Here is a 20,827-nt window from a genome sequence, read left to right as displayed (position 1 = left end):
AAAGCAAGACGCCGCGGCGTTCCAGCAAGATGATCGATCGCCCGCCGTCCACGCGGGAGCGCGCCTGATGCGCCCGCATGCCGCGAGACCCCGGGGGCGCGCCGGAGAAAAGTCCTGAATCCTACTGATGATGGTGTGATCGACGCGCTGATGATCAGCGGCCGCCCCGCTCACCATGGGAGGGGTCGCCGGATGTTGCCGGAGGGCCGGCAATTCGGCGCGGGTACCCGGCCCGGCATCCGGCAGGAAACGGCGTCTCGGGGAAGGCTGACTGACGAGAAAGGTTAGTTGGACTGCGAATGTTGCAAAGTCGAGAAAGTTTACCTTTCTCCGGCGGTGCCGCAGGCGGGCGCCGCCGCAGGTGCGACGAAGCGGCCCCGCGATCGCCCAAATTTGTTAGCCTTATCATGATCATGATAAGCCCGGCGGGTAAGTCTCAGCAGAGGCAGAACCACCTGGCGGGTGAGGGCGTCTTCTTGTCTTCTTCGGAAAGGCCCGGTGCAAAAAGTGTTTCAGGTTCGCCTGGAGACGTCGTGTGAGGAACGGATATCCACCTGACGGAAACGCAGGTCTTGCAAGAGCCTCCGCACCGGTGAGCCGGCACGGCAGCCGCCTGACGGACCCAGGGCCCGGGGGCGAGTGCAACTAACCTATAACTAATCACCTTGAAATGTGCAAATCCAGGCATAGTTTGCGCTCGTGAAACTATCTTCTTCCGTATTAAGGAAAGCCGCTGAGGTTCAGGAACAGATCGAGCAACTCGAGTCGGAACTGCACGGCCTGTTAGAAACGGGTAATTCCACGGACTCGGGTTCGCCGGCAGGATCTGCGGCGCAAGACCGGGGTTCGAAGGAAGGCGAGCAGTCGGGCGCGCGGAGCCGCCGTGCGGGCCGTCCTGCACCTGTCGCCGCCGCTGGGACCGCTTCGGCCAACGGGCGTAGTCGCGGCCGGCGTTCCACTTCTCCCAGCGGTCCCCTCGCTCCCGCGGTGGTTAAGGTTTTGAGGGCCAAAAGCAACCCGATGAGCGTGGCCGAAATCCTCGATGGTTTGAACGCGAGCGGTTATAAATTCACGTCTCCCGAACCGAAAAAGAATCTTTTTGCCCGGATTTATCGTCTGAAAGGCGTCCGTCAGGTCGGTCCTGGCAGATTCACCGCCGAATAGAAATCTGATCCAGGGGGCTGGAACGGTTTTACCGCGCCTGTAACCGCCTGACGGGGTTTTCTCAGAAGTGAGGGGCTAACCCGGCCAGTCGTCGGGCGTGTTGGACGGTGTCGATTTCGCGGATGGTCTTATCAGTCCGGATCGCCTTGATCCGTGGAAACCTCAATGCCAGCCCGCTGGTGTGCCGCTCGCTTGGCTGGATGGCATCGAAGGCGACCTCCAGAACGACCTCAGGAATCACTTCGCGCATTCGCCCGTGAGCTTTTATTGTGGTCTTGAGAAAATGCTCGGTTAGCTCCTCAATTTCGCCGTCCGTGAGGCCGGAATAGGCTTTGCCGATGGTAAGCAAACGTTCGGACTCTTCGTCACGGACGGCGAAGGTGTAATCACTCAATACATGGTTTCGCTTACCATGCCCTTGTTCGGCGGCCACCACCACGACATCCAGGGTAGCGAACTCCTTTTTGAGCTTGATCCAACTGCCGCCGCGCCGTCCCGGGGTGTAAAAGCTCTCCGGATCTTTCAGGATCAGGCCTTCGTGGTTTGCACGCCGGGCCGCAAGGAAGGCCTCCTCTATTTCCGGTCCGGTTCTGATCAGGCGAAGCGGCGAGACCTGCACGCCCTCAGGGAAGGCCAGGCTCTCGAGGATCCGTCGACGTTCCGTCAGCGGCACCTTCAGCAGGCTCCGGCCGTCCAGCCACAGCAGATCAAACGCCATGAGCATGACCGGTACATCCTCGCTCGTAAACAGGTCATCCGTGCGTTTGCGCCCGAGGCGCTTTTGCAGGTCGAAAAAGGTTAGCCGCCGGTCTTCAGCGTGGGCCAGGATTTCGCCATCCAGGATCAGGGGAGCGGTAAACTGAAGGCGTTGAAGTTCCGGGAACTCAGGGGTGATGGGGCGCAAGTCACGACTGTAAAGGGCTACCTTGCCACCGGCAAAATGGAGTTGGACCCGGATTCCATCGTACTTTTGTTCAGCCAGGGCATACTGCGAGGGAAAGGTGCGTCTGATCCGGTCCGCCACGGAGTCGCCGTCCGGTTCGGAAATGGCCAGCATCGATTTCACCGGCCGGAACACGGTGATGCTCGCGCGTTCAAGTTGTCCCTGCCTGGCCAGCACGGCGGTCTGGCCGGGGTCGCCGGTAAGCATGTGCGCTTCCCTAACTGCGTCGACGTCCATCCCAAATGCTGCCGCGATGGCTTCCTCGACCAACCCTTCCCGCAGCCCGATCCGCAGGTCGCCCGTCAGAATCCTGACCACGTAACTGCCCGTTTGCGCCGAGCAGTTGCTTAGCCATCCGGCCAGCGCCTCCGCTTTAGCGATGGGCCCCGCCGCGTTCTGTACGCGCACAAAATTTTCGCGGATCTGCCCGATGGAGAACCCCTGCGGCGACGTGCGACCGATTAACGCCTGGTAAGCGGCGCGCCCCGCGTCCCCGAAGTTGCCTGCCGCCCGCCGGAAATCAGCTTCCTGCAAATGCGTTGCCTGCATCAGCGCGCGCTTGATCACCGCCCAACCGACCTGCAGGGCCTGACCTTCCGGCCGGGAGAACGCGTGCCCGGTCAGGTAAACGGCGATTTCGGGCAGATCTTCCAGCGGGAGAGTGGATAGATAGTCGGACAGCAGGTCGACTTTCTTCAGCTTACCGGTAGTCCGGCCGATTTCTTCACACACGGAAGTGAACCGTCCGAAGGATGATTCAGCATCTTCATTGCCGCCGGCTGGAACCGCCTCCTCCACAATGACCGTTTCCGGGATGAGCAGTTCGAGTTGGTTGTCTTCGCCCAGCGCCCATGCTTCCACACCCCGCCGCCGCAAGTCGGCGGCAAACTCGCGGGCAAACCCGTGGACGGTAAGGACGCGTTTGGGTTGCACCAGTTCCACGTAACGCAGCAACTCCGGGTAGTCGGCGTGGTCGGAGAGCGGGAAAGCAGCATCGCATTGGTAGCGATGAACGGCTCCGGGATTCAGTGCCCACCCAGTCAGTACCGCCGTACGGCGATTCCTGATTTTCTGAACCAGGCGGGTTCGGTTTGCGCCGGGTGGGCAGATAACGACCCCGGGCTGCGAATCGCTTTCCGAGTACAAAACGAATTCCGGCAGACGATGGTTTAGTTCTTCATACAGCGCGGTCATCCGGTAAACCGCCGGGTGTAGCTTTACCCGTAAACCGGAGCCATGCAGAGATGCGAGAATCTCTTGCGCTTTACCGAGAGAATAACCAAAGAGGACCGGGACCATGTCATCCTCCAGGCTTTCCAGGCAGAAGCGCAGCAACTCCTCAATAACCTGTGCCGTCGGCGGAAATACGTACTGCGGCAAGCCGTACGTGGTTTCCATAATGAGCGATTCGGCCGGCGTCCATTCGATTCCTTCAGCGGACCGGCCGGGCCTGAGCTTGAAATCGCCGGTGTACAACAGGGAGGAACTGTCCAATTGCACGTGCAACTGGGCCGAACCAAGAATGTGACCGGCCGGATAGAGGGTAAGTTGCGCGTTGCGGAACCTGAACGGAACGCGGAAAGGTTGACGATGCTCGCGGCGGCTGCCAGGCAGGCGCGCAGCCATGAGCCGGGCGGTGGTTTCGGAAAGGATAACTTGCCGGTGATTCCCCACGTGATCGCTATGGGCATGGGAGACAAACGCGGTTTCACGTTGATCCCAAGGATCTAACCAGAGGTCAAGCTGCGGCAGGTAAATCCCTCGTTCGTAGTGAACCTGTAGCATCGTCAGTTTATCCGTTTGGCGAAAAGTGGGTTCCGAAATAGAGGGTTGTACTCCCCGGGGTAAGCCCCGCCGATTTCGGAACGCACGTTTGGAACGTGCATCATAAATAGTACGGCATAGAACGGCACCCGGCCGCATCTAGCCAGGCGCGTTAAGGGTCTGGGGCCGGTCGTTCCGGCAACTCCCCGACGCAACGCGCCGGCAGGGGCATCCCTTTTTTAACATCCTGCCTGGCCACGCCGTGCAGGCGCCTGCGTTGCGGGAGCCGGCCGCTGTTTTTGACATTCTTTCAGCAGGCTGTGCTCGGAAGGCGTCGGATCCCGCAAATGCCGGGTCCGGGAGGCTTGGCCGCCGGCGCCGCAGCCTCCGGGCCGGGTGCACACCCGGCCCCTTTGATCGCGTCAGATTAGCCTATGGATAGCAGGCCCACCCGGCCCCGGCTGAGTCGCGTGCGCGCGTCCGGCCTCACGCGACGTGCTAAAGGAAACGCACGCACGCCCGGACCGCGCAGACGAGCTCGGCCGCCCGTTTGCGCGCAGCGAGCAATCGGATTGACATAGTCGGCTGCCGCCTTTTTCATGCGCCCATGAAGCGTTTGATGTGCGGGTTGGCCGTCCTTCTGGCGGTTGGCGCCACCGTGTGGATCGTCCGGGCCGATGATCCTTTGCCCATCCCGAAAGCAAATGTGCTGCCGCTGGCGCTCAGCGACGACTTCCAGTTTCGCAAGTTTACGATCTTCCGCAACGCCCTGGTCAAGCCGGGGGCCACGCCGCTCCCCACGCGTGAACTGATGATCACGATGGAGAGAAACCGGCACGTCTGGGGCGCCACCACTTACGCTGACGTGCAGGCGCGCACCGGCCAGTATTTTACCTTTTTCTGGCGCGCCAAGCGGCCCGCGGATCTGACCTTGCGGCTCGAATATCGCCAGGCCAACCTCAAAAACTACGTCGAAGCGCGCGAAATTTACTATCCCCGCGCCCGGGGTAGTTACACCTCGGAGTTCGCCGTGGTCGGTTCGGAATATTCCATGGACGGACCGATCACGATGTGGCGTGCGATCCTAATCGAGAACCAACGGATTGTTGCCTTGCTTCAGTCGCGTACCTGGGAGTAAGTTAGGGTGTCGGCTTGAAGGCTGGCTTTATTTGACACCCAAAAGGCCGACACGATATTGCTACGTTTAGAGTGAGTTCACCAGCATCCATACTGGTCGGGGTCGCCGGGAAAACCGTCCACGTCAAGGTTCAGGGAAAGGGTTCTTTTCAGAATAGCCCGGCTCTGAAGGAGTTCTCTCGGCAGATGCTGGATCGGGGTTACCGGGTGTTCATCATTGATCTGGCGGATTGTCCGGTGATGGATTCGACTTTTATGGGGACCCTGGCCGGGATCGCCTTGCGCCTGCGCGAAGCCGAAGGAGGGTTGTTGCGGGTCCGGAACGTAAATGAGCGCAACCACGATCTGCTCCGGAACCTTGGCCTCGACAACCTGTTCCAGATCGAGGCGAATGAGGACCGGGAGACCGTTTCGGCGCCGGCCATGCTTCCAAACCGGCCGGCCCTGTCGAAGAGCGAACATGCTGAATGCATGATTGAAGCGCACGAAGCCTTGGTGGATGCGGATCCGGAAAATCTCGCCCGTTTCAAAGACGTCCTTGAGTACCTGCGGCACGATCTTCGCACTGGAGCTACGAAATAGCCGTCCTCGATGCGGTCCTTTTTCTTCTTAGGACTACTCGTTGCTGCAACTTTAGTCTTTTTGTTCCTCTTGAGGCGGCAACGTCGCAGCATCGAGAACCTCAAGAGGTCCCGCGAAGAACTTCAGGTCGAAGAGAACCGGGTATTCGACTTCCTGCACGGCTTGGGGGAAGCGTTCTCCGGAGACCTGCGCTCGTCGGACCTTCACCGGTTGATCGTGGAAGGGGCGATGCGCATCCTGGACGCGCACGGGGGCGCGCTCTACCTGGCTGATCGCGGGGGCAAGCTCCTCATGCCGAGCTACTTGTCGAAGAACTGCCCGCCGCTGGTGGAGATTCCGCGCCACCTCCTGCAGCAAAGCCAGGCCTCCATCGCGGCACTGGACAGCTTTCTGCACCTGCACACCGTGAAGAGCGGCGAGGGCCTCCTCGGCAAGGTCTGGGAGAAGCGTGAACCCCTTTTCCTGTCAAGCCGGGATTCCGATCCGCACCTGGAGAGCTTGAAGGAAGCGGTGCTGCACCTGGATTCGGTCATGATCGCGCCTTTGATTTACCGCGCACAGCCCCTGGGGGTGCTGGCGGTCGCCAACGGGCCGATGAGCACGCCGTTTTCGCCGTCGGATTTCGTGGTGTTCCAGTCAATCGTCGAACAATCGGCCTTTGCCCTGTACAGCGCCAGCGTCTATTCGGAGGCCAGCGAGAAGCGGCGCATTGATCGCGACCTGGACGTGGCACGGGACATCCAACGCATCCTGCTGCCGAACGGTTCGCCCGCGATCGAAGGTTACGAGATTGCCGGGATCAACATCCCGGCCAGCCACGTAAGCGGGGACTACTACGATTACGTTACGGTTGACGACCGGCGTCTCGGCATCGTGATCGCCGACGTTTCCGGCAAGGGGGTGCCGGCCTCTCTGATCATGGCCATGTGCCGCAGCGTCTTGCGGTCGCTGGCCCAAAATTGCGATTCCGCCGCAGCCGTGTTGCGCAAGGTCAACCGCCAGCTCTACCCGGATATCAGGGAGGACATGTTTATCAGTATGGCTTACCTGATCGTCGAGCAGGGCACCGATGAGGTCGTTCTGGCTCGGGCCGGTCACGATGCGCCCTTGCTGTGCCGGGCAGCGGATCAGTCCATTTCAAGGATCAACCCGCCGGGTATGGCCCTGGGAATTGACAGTGGAAGCGTTTTCGATAGGGTGACGGGCGATCTCCGCATCCGCCTGGAGAAAGGCGATTGCTTCGTCTTTTACACTGATGGCGTGACGGAAGCGTTGGATGTTAACGGCATAGAGTTTGGGATTAAACGATTAATGGACGTGGTGCAGGCCAGTGCTGCGGCCGGTGCGTCGGCCGTGGTTGATCGGGTGACTGCAGCGGTCAAAGAATTTGTGGGCACGTTTCCGCAGACCGACGACATCACGCTGATCGCCCTACGGAAATTATGAGTACTTCAGAAGAGGATTCTATCAAGGCAAGCCAAACCGAGCATGCGGCCACGGCTTCGGAATTTGCCAGCCAGCCCGCGTCCGCCAGTGACGAGGACGCGCCGCCGGTGATGGAACCGGGCTTCGAAAACAACCATTTTGACCCTGCAACGGCTGAGGTCGAAGGGGAAGCCGAAGCGGAGCGAGCCCAATTGCGCAAGCTGGTGGAAGATCTCCGGACCGAGCTTGATAAATACAAGGATATGGCGCTCCGGGCGGTTGCCGACCTGGATAACTACCGCAAACGCGTGGCCCGGGAAAAGGAGGATGCCATCCGCTATGCCAATGCAGGGTTCCTGGAGCGGCTGATTCCCGTGCTCGACAACTTCGAGCTTGGGTTACAGGCGGCCAAAGCAGGCGGCGGCGGCTCGGCGGTGCTTGAAGGCATGAGCATGGTCCACAAACAGTTGCAGGATTTTCTGGCCGGTTGCGGGGTGGAAACCATCGAGGCGAAAGGGCAGAAATTCGATCCGAACCTGCATGAAGCCATCGCTCAAGAGGAAACCCCGGAAGCAGAGGAAGGCACCGTGTTGCGCCAGGTTCGCAGAGGCTTCCGTCTGCGGGATCGACTCCTGCGTCCGGCTAACGTCGTGGTTGCCAAAGCCGTTTCCGCTGCGCCGGTCTCCGAAGCAAGAGCGGGTACGGAGCAGAGCTAGGCATGGCCACGAAGCGAGATTATTACGAGGTGCTGGGCGTCGAGCGCGGCGCCTCAACGGATGATATCAAAAAGGCCTATCGTAAGCTGGCCGTGAGGTATCATCCGGACAAAAACCCGGGGGACGCTGTTGCCGAGGAGAAATTCAAGGAACTGGGCGAAGCGTACGAGGTCCTTATCGATGAACAAAAGCGGGCGGCCTACGACCGGTACGGGCACGCGGCGTTCGCGGCCGGGGCGGGTGCACCCGGCGGCCGGGGGCCGGGTGATTTTGGCGGCGGATTTCACGATCCGTTCGACATTTTCCGCGAAGTGTTCGGCGCCGCCACGGAAGGTGGCGGAGGCGGCATTTTTGATCAGATTTTCGGAACGGGTGCGGGGACGCGTGACCGCAGCGGCCGGCAACGGGGTGCCGATTTGCGCTACGACCTGCAGATCACCCTTGAAGAAGCGGCTTTTGGTTCCGAAAAGGAGATTGAGCTTCTCAAGCACGATGTCTGCAACCGCTGCCACGGCTCAGGGGCCGAGGCCGGATCGCGTGCAACGACTTGCCCGACGTGCCACGGCCGGGGGCAGGTGATCTCATCCCGTGGATTTTTCCAGGTCTCTCAGACGTGCCCGCGCTGTCGTGGCACCGGGCAGGTGATCGAACGTCCCTGCCGCGATTGCAACGGCGAGGGCCGGATCGAAAAGCGTTCTCGGATCAAGATCAAGATTCCCGCCGGGATTGACGATGGCTCACGTCTGCGTTCCTCGCGGAACGGCGAAGCCGGTTTGCGGGGGGGGCCTCCGGGTGACCTTTACGTGGTGATCCACGTCCGCGAGCACGAAGTTTTTGCGCGCGAGGACGACGATCTCTACTGCGAAGTGCCGATTTCTTTCGCGACGGCGGCGCTGGGGGGCGAGGTTAAAGTGCCGACCCTCCAGGGTCAGGCGGTCCTGAAAGTTCCGGCCGGCACCCAAAGCGGAACGCAATTTCGTTTGCGGGGCCACGGGATCGCCAACATCGAAACGAAAGCGCGGGGCGACCTGCGGGTTCGCGTGATGGTGGAGGTGCCCACGCGGCTGAACTCCGAGCAACGTCGCAAGCTGGAGGAGTTCGCCGAATCGTGCGGCGAGGAGAATAGTCCCCTTCACCGGAGCTTTTTCGACAAGGCAAAAGATTTTTTCCGTTAAGCGGATGTGAGTAATCACCGCTTTTACATTCCACCGGCCGCCTGGTCGACCACGGACCCTGTCCTGGAAGGAGGCGAAGCCCACCATTGCAGCGACGTGCTGCGGCTCAGGCCCGGCTCCCGAGTAACGGTCTTCAACGGCCAGGGATCCGAGATGACCTGCGAAATTGCCGGCGGGGCTAAGGACCAGGTGCGGCTCAAACCGCTCCTTTTCGGATCCAGCCCCCAACTGCGTTGCGCGATCACGCTGGCGCAAGCCATCCCGAAAGGGAAGAACATGGATCTGATCATTCAGAAGGCAACGGAGTTGGGGGTGGCGAAAATCGTGCCTTTGCTCTCCGAACGCACCGTGGTGAACCTCGAAGGCGGCGACACCCAGAAGCGCACCGAGAGATGGCGTACGGTCATCATCGAGGCCGCCAAACAATGCGGCCAGAACTGGCTGCCTGAAATTGCGGTCCCGGTTACGCCTAAACAGTTTTTTTCGGAATTCGACCGGTACGAGGCCCCGCTGATCGCCTCGCTGCAACGCGATGCGCGCGGCTTCAAACAAGTGCTGCGCGAGTTCCGTGACCAGCATGGCCGCCGGCCGGAAACGGCCCTCATGCTCATCGGGCCGGAAGGGGATTTCACTCCGGCGGAGGCGGCTGCGGCGAAAAGCGCCGGTTGCGCCCCGGTGACGCTCGGCCCGATCGTGTTACGTACGGAAACGGCTGCGCTCTACAGCCTGAGCGTGCTGGCCTACGAACTGCAGGGCGAAGACGGCCGATAGGTAGCTGCAGGGGCCGTTGAATCTGCTTGCTTCTTCCATGTGCCCGGCGCAACCTGTGCGCACTTTATTTATGCGAGGGTGGTCGGCAATTCTCGCCGCGGTTTTTCTGGCGGCTTCGCACGTCGGCGCCTTCGACTGGACGGTGATAAAATTCGAGGGGCGCGATTATGTGCCGTTGCAGGACGTTGCCCGTTTTTACAATTTTATCCAGGCCGACTACTCGTATGACCACCTGCAACTGTCGAACACCGTGTTGCGGATGCAGGGAAGCGTCAACTCTCGCGAGCTTTACCTGAACGGGCTCAAGTTCATCCTGAGCTTTCCCATTATCGGTATAGATAATCGGCCGGCCATTTCGCGGATCGACCTGAGTAAGCTGGTCGAACCGGTGCTGAGGCCCGCCCGGATCCAGACCGCTCCGGCTCGAACCATCGTCCTGGATGCCGGCCATGGCGGGTTCGATCAGGGCGCACGCAGCGTTCGCGGCAACGAGAAGGATTTCACCCTGGATGTAGTGCTGCGTGCCCGCGACCTGTTGCAAGCCGCCGGGTACAACGTGCGCCTCACCCGGTCGGCTGACGTTTTCATCCCGCTCGAACTGCGGGCCGCATTCGCCAGTTACCAGAGCAACGCATTGTTCATCAGCGTGCATTTCAATTCCGGAATGCGCGCGGACGCTGAAGGAATTGAAACCTACTGCCTGGCGCCGCGCGGGGTGCCGTCGTCCAATGACATCACCCTGACCTTTTCGGACTTTCGGCCTTGTCTCGGCAACGTGCGCGATCCGGAAAACATCGCCCTGGCGACCGCCATCCATACCGCCCTGATCACGCGGCTGGGCGTTGGCGACCGCGGCATAAAGCGCGCGCGGTTCGTCGTGCTTCGCGATAATACGGTGCCGGGAGTTCTGATCGAAGGCGGGTTCCTTACCAATGCCGTCGACGATATGCGCGTCGCGAATCCCGCTTTCCGGCAGAACATGGCTCAGGCCATCGTTCAGGGAATCGAGGCTTACAACCGTGCCGTCGAACGCGGCACCGCCGGTTCGGCCGGCGCCATCGCCAAGGGCAACACTGCCCCCCCGCTGAGCAGCAGCATCAACACCAACAGCGCCGCCGCCGCCACGCCCGGCAGTATTTGGACGCCGTTTTCCAACGACGTTTATGCACTTCCCGAAGCCGCAAAATAGTGATCCGGCCAGTCAGCCGATCGGGGTCTTTGATTCCGGCATCGGCGGCCTCACGGTGGTTCGCGCCCTTCGCGAACTGCTGCCGGAGGAAGATATTTTCTACCTCGGCGACACCGCCCGGTTGCCGTATGGGGGCAAAGACCGGGCCACGATCGAGCGTTACAGCCTGGAAATTGCCGGGCTGCTCCTGGCCGAAAATGCCAAGATGATCGTGGTGGCGTGCAACACCGCCTCCGCCCTGGCTTTACCGCGCCTGCAGCAGACCCTGCGCACCCCGGTCTCGGGGGTGATCGTCCCAGGCGCCCGCGCCGCCGTCCAGCAGACCCGGAACGGCAAAATCGGCGTTTTGGCGACCCGCGCCACCGTGGCGAGCGCGGCTTACGACCAGGCGATCGATGCCGCTGCCGCAGGGGTCGAGGTCATAAGCCAGGCTTGCCCTTTGCTGGTACCATTGATCGAAGAAGCCTGGCTTGAAGACCCCGTGACGCGGGAAGTGCTGGAACGTTATTTGAACCCGTTGCTCGCAGCCGGTGTCGATACGCTGGTCCTCGGTTGTACCCACTACCCCTTATTGGAACCGTTAATTGCGGAGGTCGCCGGCCCGGACGTTGCCCTGATCGATTCGGCGTTCAACTGCGCTGCCGCGGTGCGCCAGGTGCTCGAAGAGAAAGGGTTGCGCAACACCCGTGCTACCCCCGGCAATCTTCAGGTCGCCCTGACCGACAGCTTCAACCCCTTTTTGAAGACCGTCGAGGCCGTGCTGCGCCTCCGGATCGATCAACTCGAGCGCCGGGTGGTTCAGGGCGTCACGATTCTGCCACCGCTATCGGTCACGGTATAATACCGTGTAGACAATTATCCGGGTGGAATTCCGGCGGAGAGGACGCTGCCGGACTGCCATTTAGTTAAGGATACAAGGCCGGGTACTGCTTTGGTCCCGGAGGGACGGCTGAGGTTAGGCAGGTAGCTTTAGTGCCTGTGCTGTGCGGGCGTTCCCCAGGGGTTGCGTCCCGTCGGGACGCCTGAAGGCGTGCGCCAAGCCAAGCGGGCGTCAACGGTTGGGGGGACGTCCGGGTTTTTGGCGCCGAGGGCCGCGCCGGGTTTGGCCGGCCGCTTGGGAGCCGGCACCCTGCGGGGCAGCGTTTCAGGCGTCCCGACGGGACGCGCTCCCGCTTAAATGCCCCGTCCAGGGACTGAAGTCCCTGGCTAACCTCAGCCGTCCCTCCGGGACGAAAGCATCCCCCTCGCCCTTAACGAAATGGCAGTGGGGTGGAACCCTGGGCTAAGGTCTCCCGGCCCGTTGGGCCTGGACCGTTTATACGGTCTGATAGGTGTAGAGCCGATATTCTACCGTCTACCGGAATAACTGTTTGAATCGTCTCAGTGACCCGCGAGCGTGCTCGCCAGCGCCTGGTTCTTGCGACAGTTCGAAGTGCGGATCGCCACGAGCATTTCAGACGTCGCCTGCTCGGCTTCAGCCGGCGACGGCTTTCTCGAAAAACGCCGGCCGGCCAGGTATCCGGAGATCCGCTTCCAAGGCTCCGGCGGCTCGATCGCCTCGATCACAGGAAGAGCGTCCCCGAAATCGATGCGCTTCCAGGGCCAGACTGCCCAGCCGATGCCGTTGGCCTTAAGCAGGCTGACGACTTGAGCCTGCCAAGCGAAGGAGCTTTCCCCAAACTCGCCCAGCCATACCGGCTTTCCCGTCGCTTCACGCAGCTGGAGCAGTTGTGCCAGCGAGGCAACAGTCGGCGAGCGCCATTGGGGATTGAACATCCGGTACTCGTGGAACTCGTACATGACGTTCGGATCGGCGACGGATCGGATCATCGAGAAATCGCGCGCGTATTTGTCGCCTTCGAGCACGATCATGTGGTCGCGATCGACCGACCTTATGGCCTCGATAACTGCGTTGTAGAGTGCCGCCAGCTCGGCCGGAGCCACGCCGGGCGGCAGGGCCGGCTCGTTGAGCAGATCGTAGCCGCCTACAGAGCGCGCCCCGGCATAGCGCGATGCGAGCGCGCGCCAGAGTGCAATCGTCTTCCTCCGGTTTTCCGCCGCAGTCGGCCCTTGCCACAGCCGGGGCGTATGATCGAACGAGGGCACGTCGGACACGGTTGAGAACGGTCCCTGACCGCCAGGGGCATCATGCAGGTCGAGGATGACGTAAACGCCGGTTTCGGCACCCCAGGAGACAGCCTGATCGACCGGCGCAATCCCCGCTGCGTCGAAGACAACGCCGCCGGGCTCGATCCGGCTCGTGATGAACCTCGCGTTCAAGGGAAGGCGGACGCAGTTGAACCCGTCAGCGCGCAGGTTCCGGAAGTCGTTTGCGTCAACGAATGCGGCCGTCCAATCCCGCCAGAACGCCGCCGCCTTTTCCGGGCCGACGACATCCACGAGCCGTTGCCTGATCTCGGACGGAGACGTCGCGAGGGCGGCAAAGCTGCCTTGCGCCATCAAATACCCCTCCGGCACGAGCCAGGGACTGAGGTTGACGGAGCGCAGCAGCACCGGCTGGCCGGTTTGATCGAGCACTGCGCCACCGGCCGCATGCAGCATCGCCGGAGACGTGACTGGAGCCGTTGCGGCGCGTGACGAGCCGAGCAACGGCAACGCCGCAAGCAGCAGGCCTATTTTCCGGGCCAGATCGATTACCGCCGCGCCATCGAATAACGAACTCTGCATTTTACCCGCCACCCGCCACCCGTTACCCGTTACCCGTTACCCGTTACCCGTTACCCGTTACCCGTTATGCCATTCTCCGGTGGCGCGTGAACCGGACGAGGTTGGTCACGCCGGCTTGGTTCAAAACCTTTTCAAGCCGGTTGAAGCCCGCGGCCAGTTGAGCCGGCGCGTGCGCGTCGGAGGCGGTGGTGACCGGCAGATTGCGGTCGCGCGCCAGTTCGAGAATGGCGGTGTGCGGGTATTGTTCGCCCACCGTTTTGCGCCAACCGGCCGTACTCGCTTCGATGGCCAATCCGGCCGCCTGGATCATTTCAAGGACCGGCCTGAACCAGGTGCCCGGTTCGTAGCCGTCCGGGTAAAGGTGATGGATCTTAATCAGGTCAAGGTGCGCAAGACAGTCAACGAACCCGCGCCGCACGATTTTCTCCAGTTCCGCACGATATAGATCAAAAGCCTTTTCCAGCCCGTACCGGTCCGTTAACTGCCCGCTCTGGTCGGCACGATCGAACATCTCCGTCGCGCCGGGGAGGTAATGGACCGATCCGAGCACGAAGTCGAGTTCGTCCCAGTGTTGTTCCACCCAACGCGTACCGCGCTCGGAGGTTACCGGGTCATTGTCGAGTTCGATTCCGATCAGGATCTCTACGTCCGGGTGCTGCTCCCTGAGGCGATCGACGACGTCGAAATCGACTCCTTCATGGTAGCGGTCGTGGTCGGTAAACGCCAGGCTCCGGATGCCGGTTTGGCGTGCCCGGGAAATCCAGGGTAGAAGCAAATCGAGGGTGTATGGCTGCAGCAGATGAGCTTGCGGATGGTTGTGGTAATCGCACGGCAACGGCATGGCGACGGAAGATAGCAAATGCAGGCAGACCCATCACCGTTTGTTTACCTCTGCCAGCAGTTGTGGCCGAAAGCCCCGAGGCGCATCCGTGATACCAGTGCTGGTGTGATTGACCGGCGACAAGGCTGGACAACCTCGCCGCGTTGGGGCATTACTGTGCGGTCTTTCGCGCACGGCTGCGGCTCCCAGTTCGATGCCATGAACGATGTCCTGCATAAATGCACGGTTCTGGTTCTGAATCGGAACTGGCAGGCGATCAACGTAAGGTCGCCGGCACAAGCCTTTTGCATGATGGCTAACGGCAACGCGACCGCCCTCGACATTCAGGAGGCCGGGGATATGCGACCGGTAAAATGGTCCGAATGGCTGGAATTACCGGTTCGTGGAGAGGACAACGCGGTCAGCACGATCCGCGGTCTGGTTCGGGTCCCCACGGTTTTGGTTCTGACCCGTTATGGCCGCGTTCCGAGGCGCCGGCCGAAGTTGTCGCCCAAAGGGATTTGGGAACGGGACGGGGGACTCTGCCAATACACCGGGCGCAAGCTGGCGCCGCACGAAGGCAACATCGACCACGTCGTGCCGCGTTCCCGCGGGGGACAAACCACCTGGGAAAATTGTGTGCTGGCCGACCGTCGCGTGAACAGCCTGAAGGGCAGCCGCCTGCCTGAAGAAGTTGGTTTAGAGCTGCGCAAGAGGCCGGAAGCACCCCGGGAATTGCCCACCACGTGTTTCATCCGCAACGCTCACAACATCACCGATTGGAAACATTTTCTGGTGCCGCTTGACTTGAGCAGCCAAGGTTGAGGCAATCGCAACCGACGCCGAGATCACTGCCTGAATGGTCTTACCCGCCGCAGGCCGGCCGTTCAAGCGGGTTGGCCCGGCGGCTGAGAAAATCATAGACGTGAGTAACGGCGCCAAACGCAATACGCCGTTCAAACCCCGGGCGTTGAGACGGCGTAAAAAACCGGGTTACGGCGGGCAGTTTGCATGGGTCGCAGGAGCGGTTGGTGTTCCAGCCCAGCATCAGCAAGCCCCCCGGCTTCAGCACGCGGGCAAGTCCCTCAACCGCTTCATTTTGTCCCTCAACGGAGTTAACGCCCCAGCCGAACACCCCGTTAACCAGAGCGACGTCGAACTGTTCCGGCAGGTACAGGGCTGCAACCTTTTGCAAATCTCCCACCGTGTGCCTCTTGGGGTGGCCCCAGCGTCGGGCGGCCGGGTCGATCTCAAGGGTGTAACAAAGGGCACCCCGCCTTTCAATCATGCCCGGATAGCGGCGAGTGTAAGGCCGGCAGCCCACCCAGAGCATGGTAACCCCCGGCTCAGCGAGTCCGGGCAGGATCTTATTAACCAGCACCACACGGTCCGGAAACAGTGAGACAGGCCAATCCTGAAAGTCCGGCAGAAGAAAGTTCACCATTCGCCCCAGCAAGCTCTAAAGCAATTTTCACGTTTGCGAAGCGAATTTTTCAAGAAATTCCATGGAACATCCGCAGAACACGCAGACAACGCAGAAACGGATCCCGAAACCCCGGGCTTGACACCGGCAGCCGGCACCCATGATGCCGCCCCGAACCCCGAACCCCGAACCCCGAACCCCTTCCCCCTCTTCCCGCCGTGGTCCGCCGTGTTCGCCGTGTGAACTCTGACGCCGTGCCCGCCAGACCCGCCGTGCCCGCCGTGTAACGAAAAGCGCTCCGGAGATCTTCCGGAGCGCTTTGCGCGATGGCCAACGCCAGTTAAAGGCAGGAAAAGTCCTTAATGCTTTTCGACGGTCACCGGGCCAACCTTGATGAACTCATGATGGTGGTGATGACTCCGCCAATACCCCCGCTCACCGTGCCAGTAGCCGTAGTGGCTATGATGCCAGTACGGGTCGTTCCAATCACGATCCCGGCGATCTTCGTCGGCCCTTGCAATCAGCGAGGTACTGAAAACGGAACTGAGGACTAAGAGAGTAAGAAGTGCGTTCTTCACGCCAGCTCAGACGCGCAACCAACCTGAATTATTCGGCCCCCGCTTTCGGTTTTACGGTCAACGTGAGACCGTGCACGGCCGTAACCTCGGCGAGCCGGCCCGTTTCGATCGGTGCATCGCTCACGGCCCGCCAATACTCGCCCTCAATAAAAACCTGGCCGCCCTCTGCGTCGATCGGGGTCAAGGCAGTCGCCGTTTTGCCCACCATCGTTCCGACCCCGGTCTTCGGCGGCAACCGCTGGGCACGCAAACCCTTGCCGACGACAAACATAAAGAACGCCGCCGTCACCAGGGTTGCCGCGATGATATAGCTGAGGGACAAGCGAAACAGCGGATCGGAACGATTGAAGAGCATGAGCGAGCCGAGCACAAAGGAGATGATGCCGCCGGCCGTCAGCACACCGTGGGTGGGCGCGAAGGCGTCGATGGCAAATAATCCCACCGCCAGGATGACCAGCGCGAAGCCGGTGACGTTGACGGGTAAAACGGCCGCCAGGTAGAGCGCCAGAATCAACGCGATTGCGCCGGCGACGCCCGGAAGGATCGCACCGGGTGCGGTTAGCTCACCGATGATTCCATAGACGGCGATCAGCATCAGGATGAACATTACCTCGGGCCGGAAAATCACCTGGGAAACGCGTTCGCCGACCGACATCTTGATCTTTGCCACGGTCGCGCCGGCGGTTTTGAGCGTTCTGCCGTCGATTTCGCGTCCGTTCAGCTGGTTCAACAAGTCCGCCAGATCGGCGGCGATCAGGTCGATGACCTTCAGTTCGAGCGCCTTTTCCGAGGTGACCGACGCACTGTCCCGCACGGCGGATTTGGCCCACTCGGCATTATGGTGACGCCGGCCGGCGATGGCTTCGATGTAGCTGACCGAGAAGTTCTCGAGCTTTTGCTTCATCGTCGGGTCAAGTTGCTGTTCCCCGCCACCAGGTGCGCCTCCCAGGACGACGGGATGCGCCGCACCGATGGTCGTGGCCGGAGCCATGGCGGCGACGTTTGCCGCCATGGTGATGAAGCAGCCCGCGCTGGTGGCAGTTGCCCCCAGGGGCGCCACGTAAACCACCACAGGCACCGGTGACGCCAGAAATGTTTGCACGATCTTCTGGGTGGAATCCAGCAAACCGCCCGGGGTGTTAAGCTGAATGACCAGGCATTGCGCGCGGCGGGCCCGCGCGGCGTCAATGCTTCGCGAAACGTAACCCGCCGTGGCCGGGCCAATCACGCCGTTCACATGGATCAAACAAACCGTTTCAGCCGGTACGGCGACCGGGACGAGTGCTGCCCAGCAAGCCATGCATGCCAGGACGCGCCTCATGCCGACGAAAGGGCTCCTTCCCGGCTTGCACTTTGTTTACCGGCGAGATGAATGATCAGGTCCGTCTTCGAAATGCTGCCGATGAGCCGCTGCGAGAGGAGATTATCGACTACCGGTAAGCGCTCGGCGTGTGTGGCTGAAAACTTCTCCAGGGCCTCGCCGATTCCCTCCGGCTGCGAGATGCGCGGGAAATTGTCGTCTATGATATCGGTCGCAACGATCACGGTCTCGAGTTCAGGCTGGTTGAGGAATTCTTTGATGGTGTGGAGTGAAATCGCGCCGAGGAACCGGTCATCCTTATCGACCACGTAGATATGCTGGAACTGGTTGTTCACGAACGCGCGCGCGATCTCCGCCAGGGTTGCGTTCTTGGGGAGCGTCAGGGGGTTGCGCCGGATCAGGTCGCCCAGGTTTGCCTCGGCCAGTTGCTGGTTGAAGAAGGCGGCGCCTTTGCGCTCGAGGGATTCCCCGTACATGAATCGCCGCTCGAAGAGGCTGCTGCAGTAGTAGGCGACGACGCAATTCACCATGAGCAGCGGTGCAATCTGGTAATCCAGGGTGAGCTCGAATCCCAGTAGAATGGACATCAACGGCGCCCCGGTCGCTGCGGAAATGAAGGAGCCCATGCCGACGATGCCGTACGCCAACGGGTCCGGTTGCAAAAACGGCGCGAGGTGAAGAACGGCCCGGCCGTACACCATGCCGATCGACGCGCCGATGAACAGCGTCGGCGTAAAAACACCGCCCACGGCCCCTGAACCGAAGATGGCGGCGGTCGCGATCAGCTTAAGCAAAAGGATGGCGAGAATCTCGTCCCAGAACCAATTCTGGTGAAAGAGGGAAACCAGCAGCCCCTGGCCGTTCCCGCACACTTCGGGACTGAGAATTGACAGGGCGCCCACGATCAGACCGCCGAGCGCAACTTTCGCCGGTACCGGGACGTGAACCTTGGAGAACATCCGCTCGGTAATTCGCAAAAACTTCAGGTAAGCCGGCGCCAGGAAGCCCGAGACGACGCCGACGACCGACAACGGGATGAGTTCCCACTGGCTGTGCAGGGTCAGGCCCGGCGACTTGTAGATGGGTCCGCCGCCGTGCAGGAGCTGAGAAGTGAAAGTCGAGACCACCGCCGCCAGGATCAACGGTCCCAGCGCCTCGACCACCACCGTCCCCAGAATAATCTCAGCGACAAAAAACGAAGCGGCGATCGGCGCGTTGTAAGCGCTGGCCAGGCCGGCGGCCGCGCCGCACGCGACCAGTTGGCGCCGCTGCGGCACCGGAAAATTCCGGGCCTGGCCGATTAATGAAGCGACCAGGGAGGAGATCTGCACCAGCGGTCCTTCCCGGCCGATGGATGCCCCGGTGCTGATGGAAAACAACGCCGACAACGTCTTTACGAAGCTGGCCGGAAGCGAAAGTATACCGTTTCCGACCACGATCGCCTCCAGGTAATCAGTCGTCGATTTTTGGCGGACGCCCGCGAGAAGACGGTTCCCGAGCCAGAGGGTGGACCCCGCCAGCAGTCCACCGATCGTGGGTACGGCGAGTCTTTGCCACCACGACAGCCGGGAAAAAGACGAAATGATTTCCAGATTGCTGTCGGTCGCCAGGAAATGCACGAAGTCGCTGACCCTCCGAAAACTCTCGTCGGCGGTGCAGCCCAGAACGCCGATCACCACAGCCCAGATGAGCATCGCCTGCCGCTCCCGGATCCGCAGGTGTTCGACCAGCCAAACCTTCAGCTTCAGCAGTGAAAGCGTCGACGCGGAGACGCGCCTTGGGTCGCTCTGTTCTCGGCTGGTGTCCATACGCTTGCTCAGGGGAACGAACGCGTCGGCAAGACTCGACAGATCGGGGCCCGACGAGCCAATCTGTTATCCTGACCGCTTCTCAGGTTCCGGGCCAGATCTTTTCGAAGGAATCGCTGTGGAATGGTTCGCGCACCGCGGGAAAATTGTACCCGGACCAGACCTAAAACCACGTTCCATGACCGCGCGTATGATAAAATCTAAAATCGTTTTCCGGCTCGCCTGTGCGGTGAGCTTGCTCATCCCGTTCTCAGGCGTTGCGCAGGTCAGGCCGAGGATCGTCGCCGTCACCCACGGCCAGGCAGCCGATTCGTTCTGGCTCGTCGTAAGAAACGGCTTGGAAGCCGCCGCCAAGGAGACCGGCAGCGACCTCGATTATCGTGCACCCGAGACGTTCGACATGGCGGCAATGGCGCAGATGATCGATGCGGCCGTGGCGTCCAAGCCGGACGGTCTGATCGTGGCGATTCCGGACGCCGCCGCCTTGGCTAAATCGATCCGGGCAGCAGCGGCGGCAAAAATTCCGGTGATCGCGATCAACTCGGGTTGGGACTCGTACAAAAAGGTCGGGTGCCTCATGTACATCGGGCAACAAGAGGAGAACGCCGGGAAAAAAGCCGGGGAACGCATGAAGGACATGGGGATGAAGAAGGTCCTCATCCTTAACCAGGAAGCGGGCAACGCAGCTTTGGAACAGCGGATCAAAGGCTTCAAAGACGGTTTCGAAGGCCCATTCCACCACGTGAGCATGCTCGCGGTGCCGCTGGATTACATGGAATGCGAGGAAGCGGTCACCGCCTACCTGCACGACCACGATGAGGTCGACGGGATTCTGGCCCTCGGACCGGTGGCGGCCGAACCCGCGATGCAGTCACTCGATGAAGTCGGCAGAACCGGCAAGATCAAGCTTTGCACCTTCGACATCTCACCTACCGTCGTCGATGCGCTTGTGAGCAAACGGATCGATTTCGCCGTCGACCAGCAACAATGGCTCCAAGGGTATCTCCCGGTTGTGTTCCTGGCAAATTACGTGAAGTACGGCTTGCTGGTGCAGGACGACCTGGTTCTGACCGGGCCGATTTTCGTGACGCAGGAAGACGCCGGGCGGGTGGTGGACCTGACCACGCTGGGAATTCGGTAACGGCGGAAAATGCCCCGAGGCGGAGAATGCCACAAATGGAAGAGGGTGGCGGGTAACGGGTAACGGGTGACGGGTGCCGGTCACACAGCGGGCACAGCGGGTCTGGCGGGCACAACGACAGAGTTCACACGGCGAACACGGCGGGCCACGGCGACCACGGCGACCACGGCGGGGAAAGGGTT

At 61.2% G+C, this 20,827-nt stretch carries 18 protein-coding genes; 11 read left to right on the top strand and 7 right to left on the bottom strand.

What is annotated here, in order from left to right; genetic code table 11:
* Positions 1-699: 699 nt before the first annotated feature.
* Positions 700-1,164 (top strand): hypothetical protein, encoded by a 465-nt coding sequence (locus JO015_19325; GenBank protein ID MBW0001251.1) that lies wholly within the window; start codon positions 700-702, stop codon positions 1,162-1,164.
* A gap of 61 nt (positions 1,165-1,225) precedes the next feature.
* On the opposite strand, the gene JO015_19320 is transcribed toward JO015_19325, so the two are convergent.
* Entirely contained in the window at positions 1,226-3,892 is a 2,667-nt protein-coding gene (locus JO015_19320; protein ID MBW0001250.1) for an ATP-dependent DNA ligase, read from the bottom strand.
* 586 nt (positions 3,893-4,478) lie between these two features.
* Between JO015_19320 and JO015_19315 the strand changes: the two genes are divergently transcribed.
* From JO015_19315 to JO015_19280, 8 genes are all read left to right on the top strand, one after another.
* Entirely contained in the window at positions 4,479-5,009 is a 531-nt protein-coding gene (locus JO015_19315; protein MBW0001249.1) for a hypothetical protein, read from the top strand.
* 71 nt (positions 5,010-5,080) lie between these two features.
* Positions 5,081-5,590, top strand: coding sequence for an STAS domain-containing protein (locus tag JO015_19310; GenBank protein ID MBW0001248.1), 510 nt, complete (start codon positions 5,081-5,083; stop codon positions 5,588-5,590).
* Positions 5,591-5,659: 69 nt separating this feature from the next.
* The gene (locus JO015_19305; GenBank protein ID MBW0001247.1) at positions 5,660-7,036 is read left to right on the top strand and encodes a SpoIIE family protein phosphatase; all 1,377 of its coding nucleotides are present in this window, start codon (positions 5,660-5,662) and stop codon (positions 7,034-7,036) included.
* A complete protein-coding gene (gene grpE, locus JO015_19300; protein ID MBW0001246.1) occupies positions 7,033-7,731 on the top strand; it encodes a nucleotide exchange factor GrpE in 699 nt (232 codons plus the stop codon). Before JO015_19305 ends, grpE begins: the two co-directional genes overlap by 4 nt.
* A 2-nt stretch (positions 7,732-7,733) precedes the next feature.
* Positions 7,734-8,906, top strand: coding sequence for a molecular chaperone DnaJ (gene dnaJ / locus JO015_19295; protein ID MBW0001245.1), 1,173 nt, complete (start codon positions 7,734-7,736; stop codon positions 8,904-8,906).
* Between the two features lie 6 nt (positions 8,907-8,912).
* Positions 8,913-9,677, top strand: coding sequence for a 16S rRNA (uracil(1498)-N(3))-methyltransferase (locus tag JO015_19290; GenBank protein ID MBW0001244.1), 765 nt, complete (start codon positions 8,913-8,915; stop codon positions 9,675-9,677).
* 70 nt (positions 9,678-9,747) lie between these two features.
* Entirely contained in the window at positions 9,748-10,866 is a 1,119-nt protein-coding gene (locus JO015_19285) for an N-acetylmuramoyl-L-alanine amidase (protein MBW0001243.1), read from the top strand.
* The gene (locus JO015_19280; protein ID MBW0001242.1) at positions 10,841-11,707 is read left to right on the top strand and encodes a glutamate racemase; all 867 of its coding nucleotides are present in this window, start codon (positions 10,841-10,843) and stop codon (positions 11,705-11,707) included. Before JO015_19285 ends, JO015_19280 begins: the two co-directional genes overlap by 26 nt.
* Positions 11,708-12,246: 539 nt before the next feature.
* Here the strand turns inward: JO015_19280 and JO015_19275 are convergent.
* A complete protein-coding gene (locus JO015_19275; protein ID MBW0001241.1) occupies positions 12,247-13,554 on the bottom strand; it encodes a cellulase family glycosylhydrolase in 1,308 nt (435 codons plus the stop codon).
* 64 nt (positions 13,555-13,618) lie between these two features.
* Positions 13,619-14,395: a histidinol-phosphatase gene (locus JO015_19270; GenBank protein MBW0001240.1), complete on the bottom strand. Its 777-nt coding sequence runs from the start codon at positions 14,393-14,395 to the stop codon at positions 13,619-13,621.
* 198 nt (positions 14,396-14,593) lie between these two features.
* On the opposite strand from JO015_19270, the gene JO015_19265 reads away from it, so the two are divergent.
* Positions 14,594-15,199, top strand: coding sequence for an HNH endonuclease (locus tag JO015_19265; protein ID MBW0001239.1), 606 nt, complete (start codon positions 14,594-14,596; stop codon positions 15,197-15,199).
* A gap of 40 nt (positions 15,200-15,239) precedes the next feature.
* Here JO015_19265 and JO015_19260 read toward each other — a convergent pair whose 3' ends face one another.
* From JO015_19260 to JO015_19245, 4 genes are all read right to left on the bottom strand, one after another.
* Entirely contained in the window at positions 15,240-15,818 is a 579-nt protein-coding gene (locus tag JO015_19260) for a methyltransferase domain-containing protein (GenBank protein ID MBW0001238.1), read from the bottom strand.
* 338 nt (positions 15,819-16,156) lie between these two features.
* Positions 16,157-16,375 carry a hypothetical protein gene (locus JO015_19255; GenBank protein ID MBW0001237.1) on the bottom strand — a complete coding sequence of 73 codons (219 nt, stop codon included), beginning with the start codon at positions 16,373-16,375 and terminating at the stop codon, positions 16,157-16,159.
* Between the two features lie 28 nt (positions 16,376-16,403).
* Positions 16,404-17,675 carry a nodulation protein NfeD gene (locus JO015_19250; GenBank protein ID MBW0001236.1) on the bottom strand — a complete coding sequence of 424 codons (1,272 nt, stop codon included), beginning with the start codon at positions 17,673-17,675 and terminating at the stop codon, positions 16,404-16,406.
* 17 nt (positions 17,676-17,692) lie between these two features.
* Positions 17,693-19,504, bottom strand: a complete 1,812-nt coding sequence (locus tag JO015_19245) for a ClcB-like voltage-gated chloride channel protein (protein MBW0001235.1) — start codon at positions 19,502-19,504, stop codon at positions 17,693-17,695.
* A 190-nt stretch (positions 19,505-19,694) separates the two neighbouring features.
* Here JO015_19245 and JO015_19240 point away from each other — a divergent pair, with 190 nt between their 5' ends.
* Positions 19,695-20,645 carry a sugar ABC transporter substrate-binding protein gene (locus tag JO015_19240; protein MBW0001234.1) on the top strand — a complete coding sequence of 317 codons (951 nt, stop codon included), beginning with the start codon at positions 19,695-19,697 and terminating at the stop codon, positions 20,643-20,645.
* Positions 20,646-20,827: the final 182 nt, after the last annotated feature.

The organism is Verrucomicrobiota bacterium, from assembly GCA_019247695.1.
Taxonomy (GTDB): Bacteria; Verrucomicrobiota; Verrucomicrobiia; order Chthoniobacterales; family JAFAMB01; genus JAFBAP01.
The sequence above is the reverse complement of the archived record's forward strand: the minus strand, read 5'-3'. Positions and strand labels throughout refer to the sequence as shown.

Excerpts from the sequence above, each read along its gene's own strand:
- JO015_19320 (MBW0001250.1), bottom strand. The coding sequence starts at position 3,892 with ATGCTACAGGTTCACTACGAACGAGGGATTTACCTGCCGCAGCTTGAC.
- JO015_19315 (MBW0001249.1), top strand. The coding sequence starts at position 4,479 with ATGAAGCGTTTGATGTGCGGGTTGGCCGTCCTTCTGGCGGTTGGCGCC.
- grpE (MBW0001246.1), top strand. The coding sequence starts at position 7,033 with ATGAGTACTTCAGAAGAGGATTCTATCAAGGCAAGCCAAACCGAGCAT.
- dnaJ (MBW0001245.1), top strand. The coding sequence starts at position 7,734 with ATGGCCACGAAGCGAGATTATTACGAGGTGCTGGGCGTCGAGCGCGGC.
- JO015_19285 (MBW0001243.1), top strand. The coding sequence starts at position 9,748 with ATGCGAGGGTGGTCGGCAATTCTCGCCGCGGTTTTTCTGGCGGCTTCG.
- JO015_19280 (MBW0001242.1), top strand. The coding sequence starts at position 10,841 with ATGCACTTCCCGAAGCCGCAAAATAGTGATCCGGCCAGTCAGCCGATC.
- JO015_19275 (MBW0001241.1), bottom strand. The coding sequence starts at position 13,554 with ATGCAGAGTTCGTTATTCGATGGCGCGGCGGTAATCGATCTGGCCCGG.
- JO015_19270 (MBW0001240.1), bottom strand. The coding sequence starts at position 14,395 with ATGCCGTTGCCGTGCGATTACCACAACCATCCGCAAGCTCATCTGCTG.
- JO015_19265 (MBW0001239.1), top strand. The coding sequence starts at position 14,594 with ATGAACGATGTCCTGCATAAATGCACGGTTCTGGTTCTGAATCGGAAC.
- JO015_19260 (MBW0001238.1), bottom strand. The coding sequence starts at position 15,818 with ATGGTGAACTTTCTTCTGCCGGACTTTCAGGATTGGCCTGTCTCACTG.
- JO015_19250 (MBW0001236.1), bottom strand. The coding sequence starts at position 17,675 with ATGGCTTGCTGGGCAGCACTCGTCCCGGTCGCCGTACCGGCTGAAACG.
- JO015_19245 (MBW0001235.1), bottom strand. The coding sequence starts at position 19,504 with ATGGACACCAGCCGAGAACAGAGCGACCCAAGGCGCGTCTCCGCGTCG.
- JO015_19240 (MBW0001234.1), top strand. The coding sequence starts at position 19,695 with ATGATAAAATCTAAAATCGTTTTCCGGCTCGCCTGTGCGGTGAGCTTG.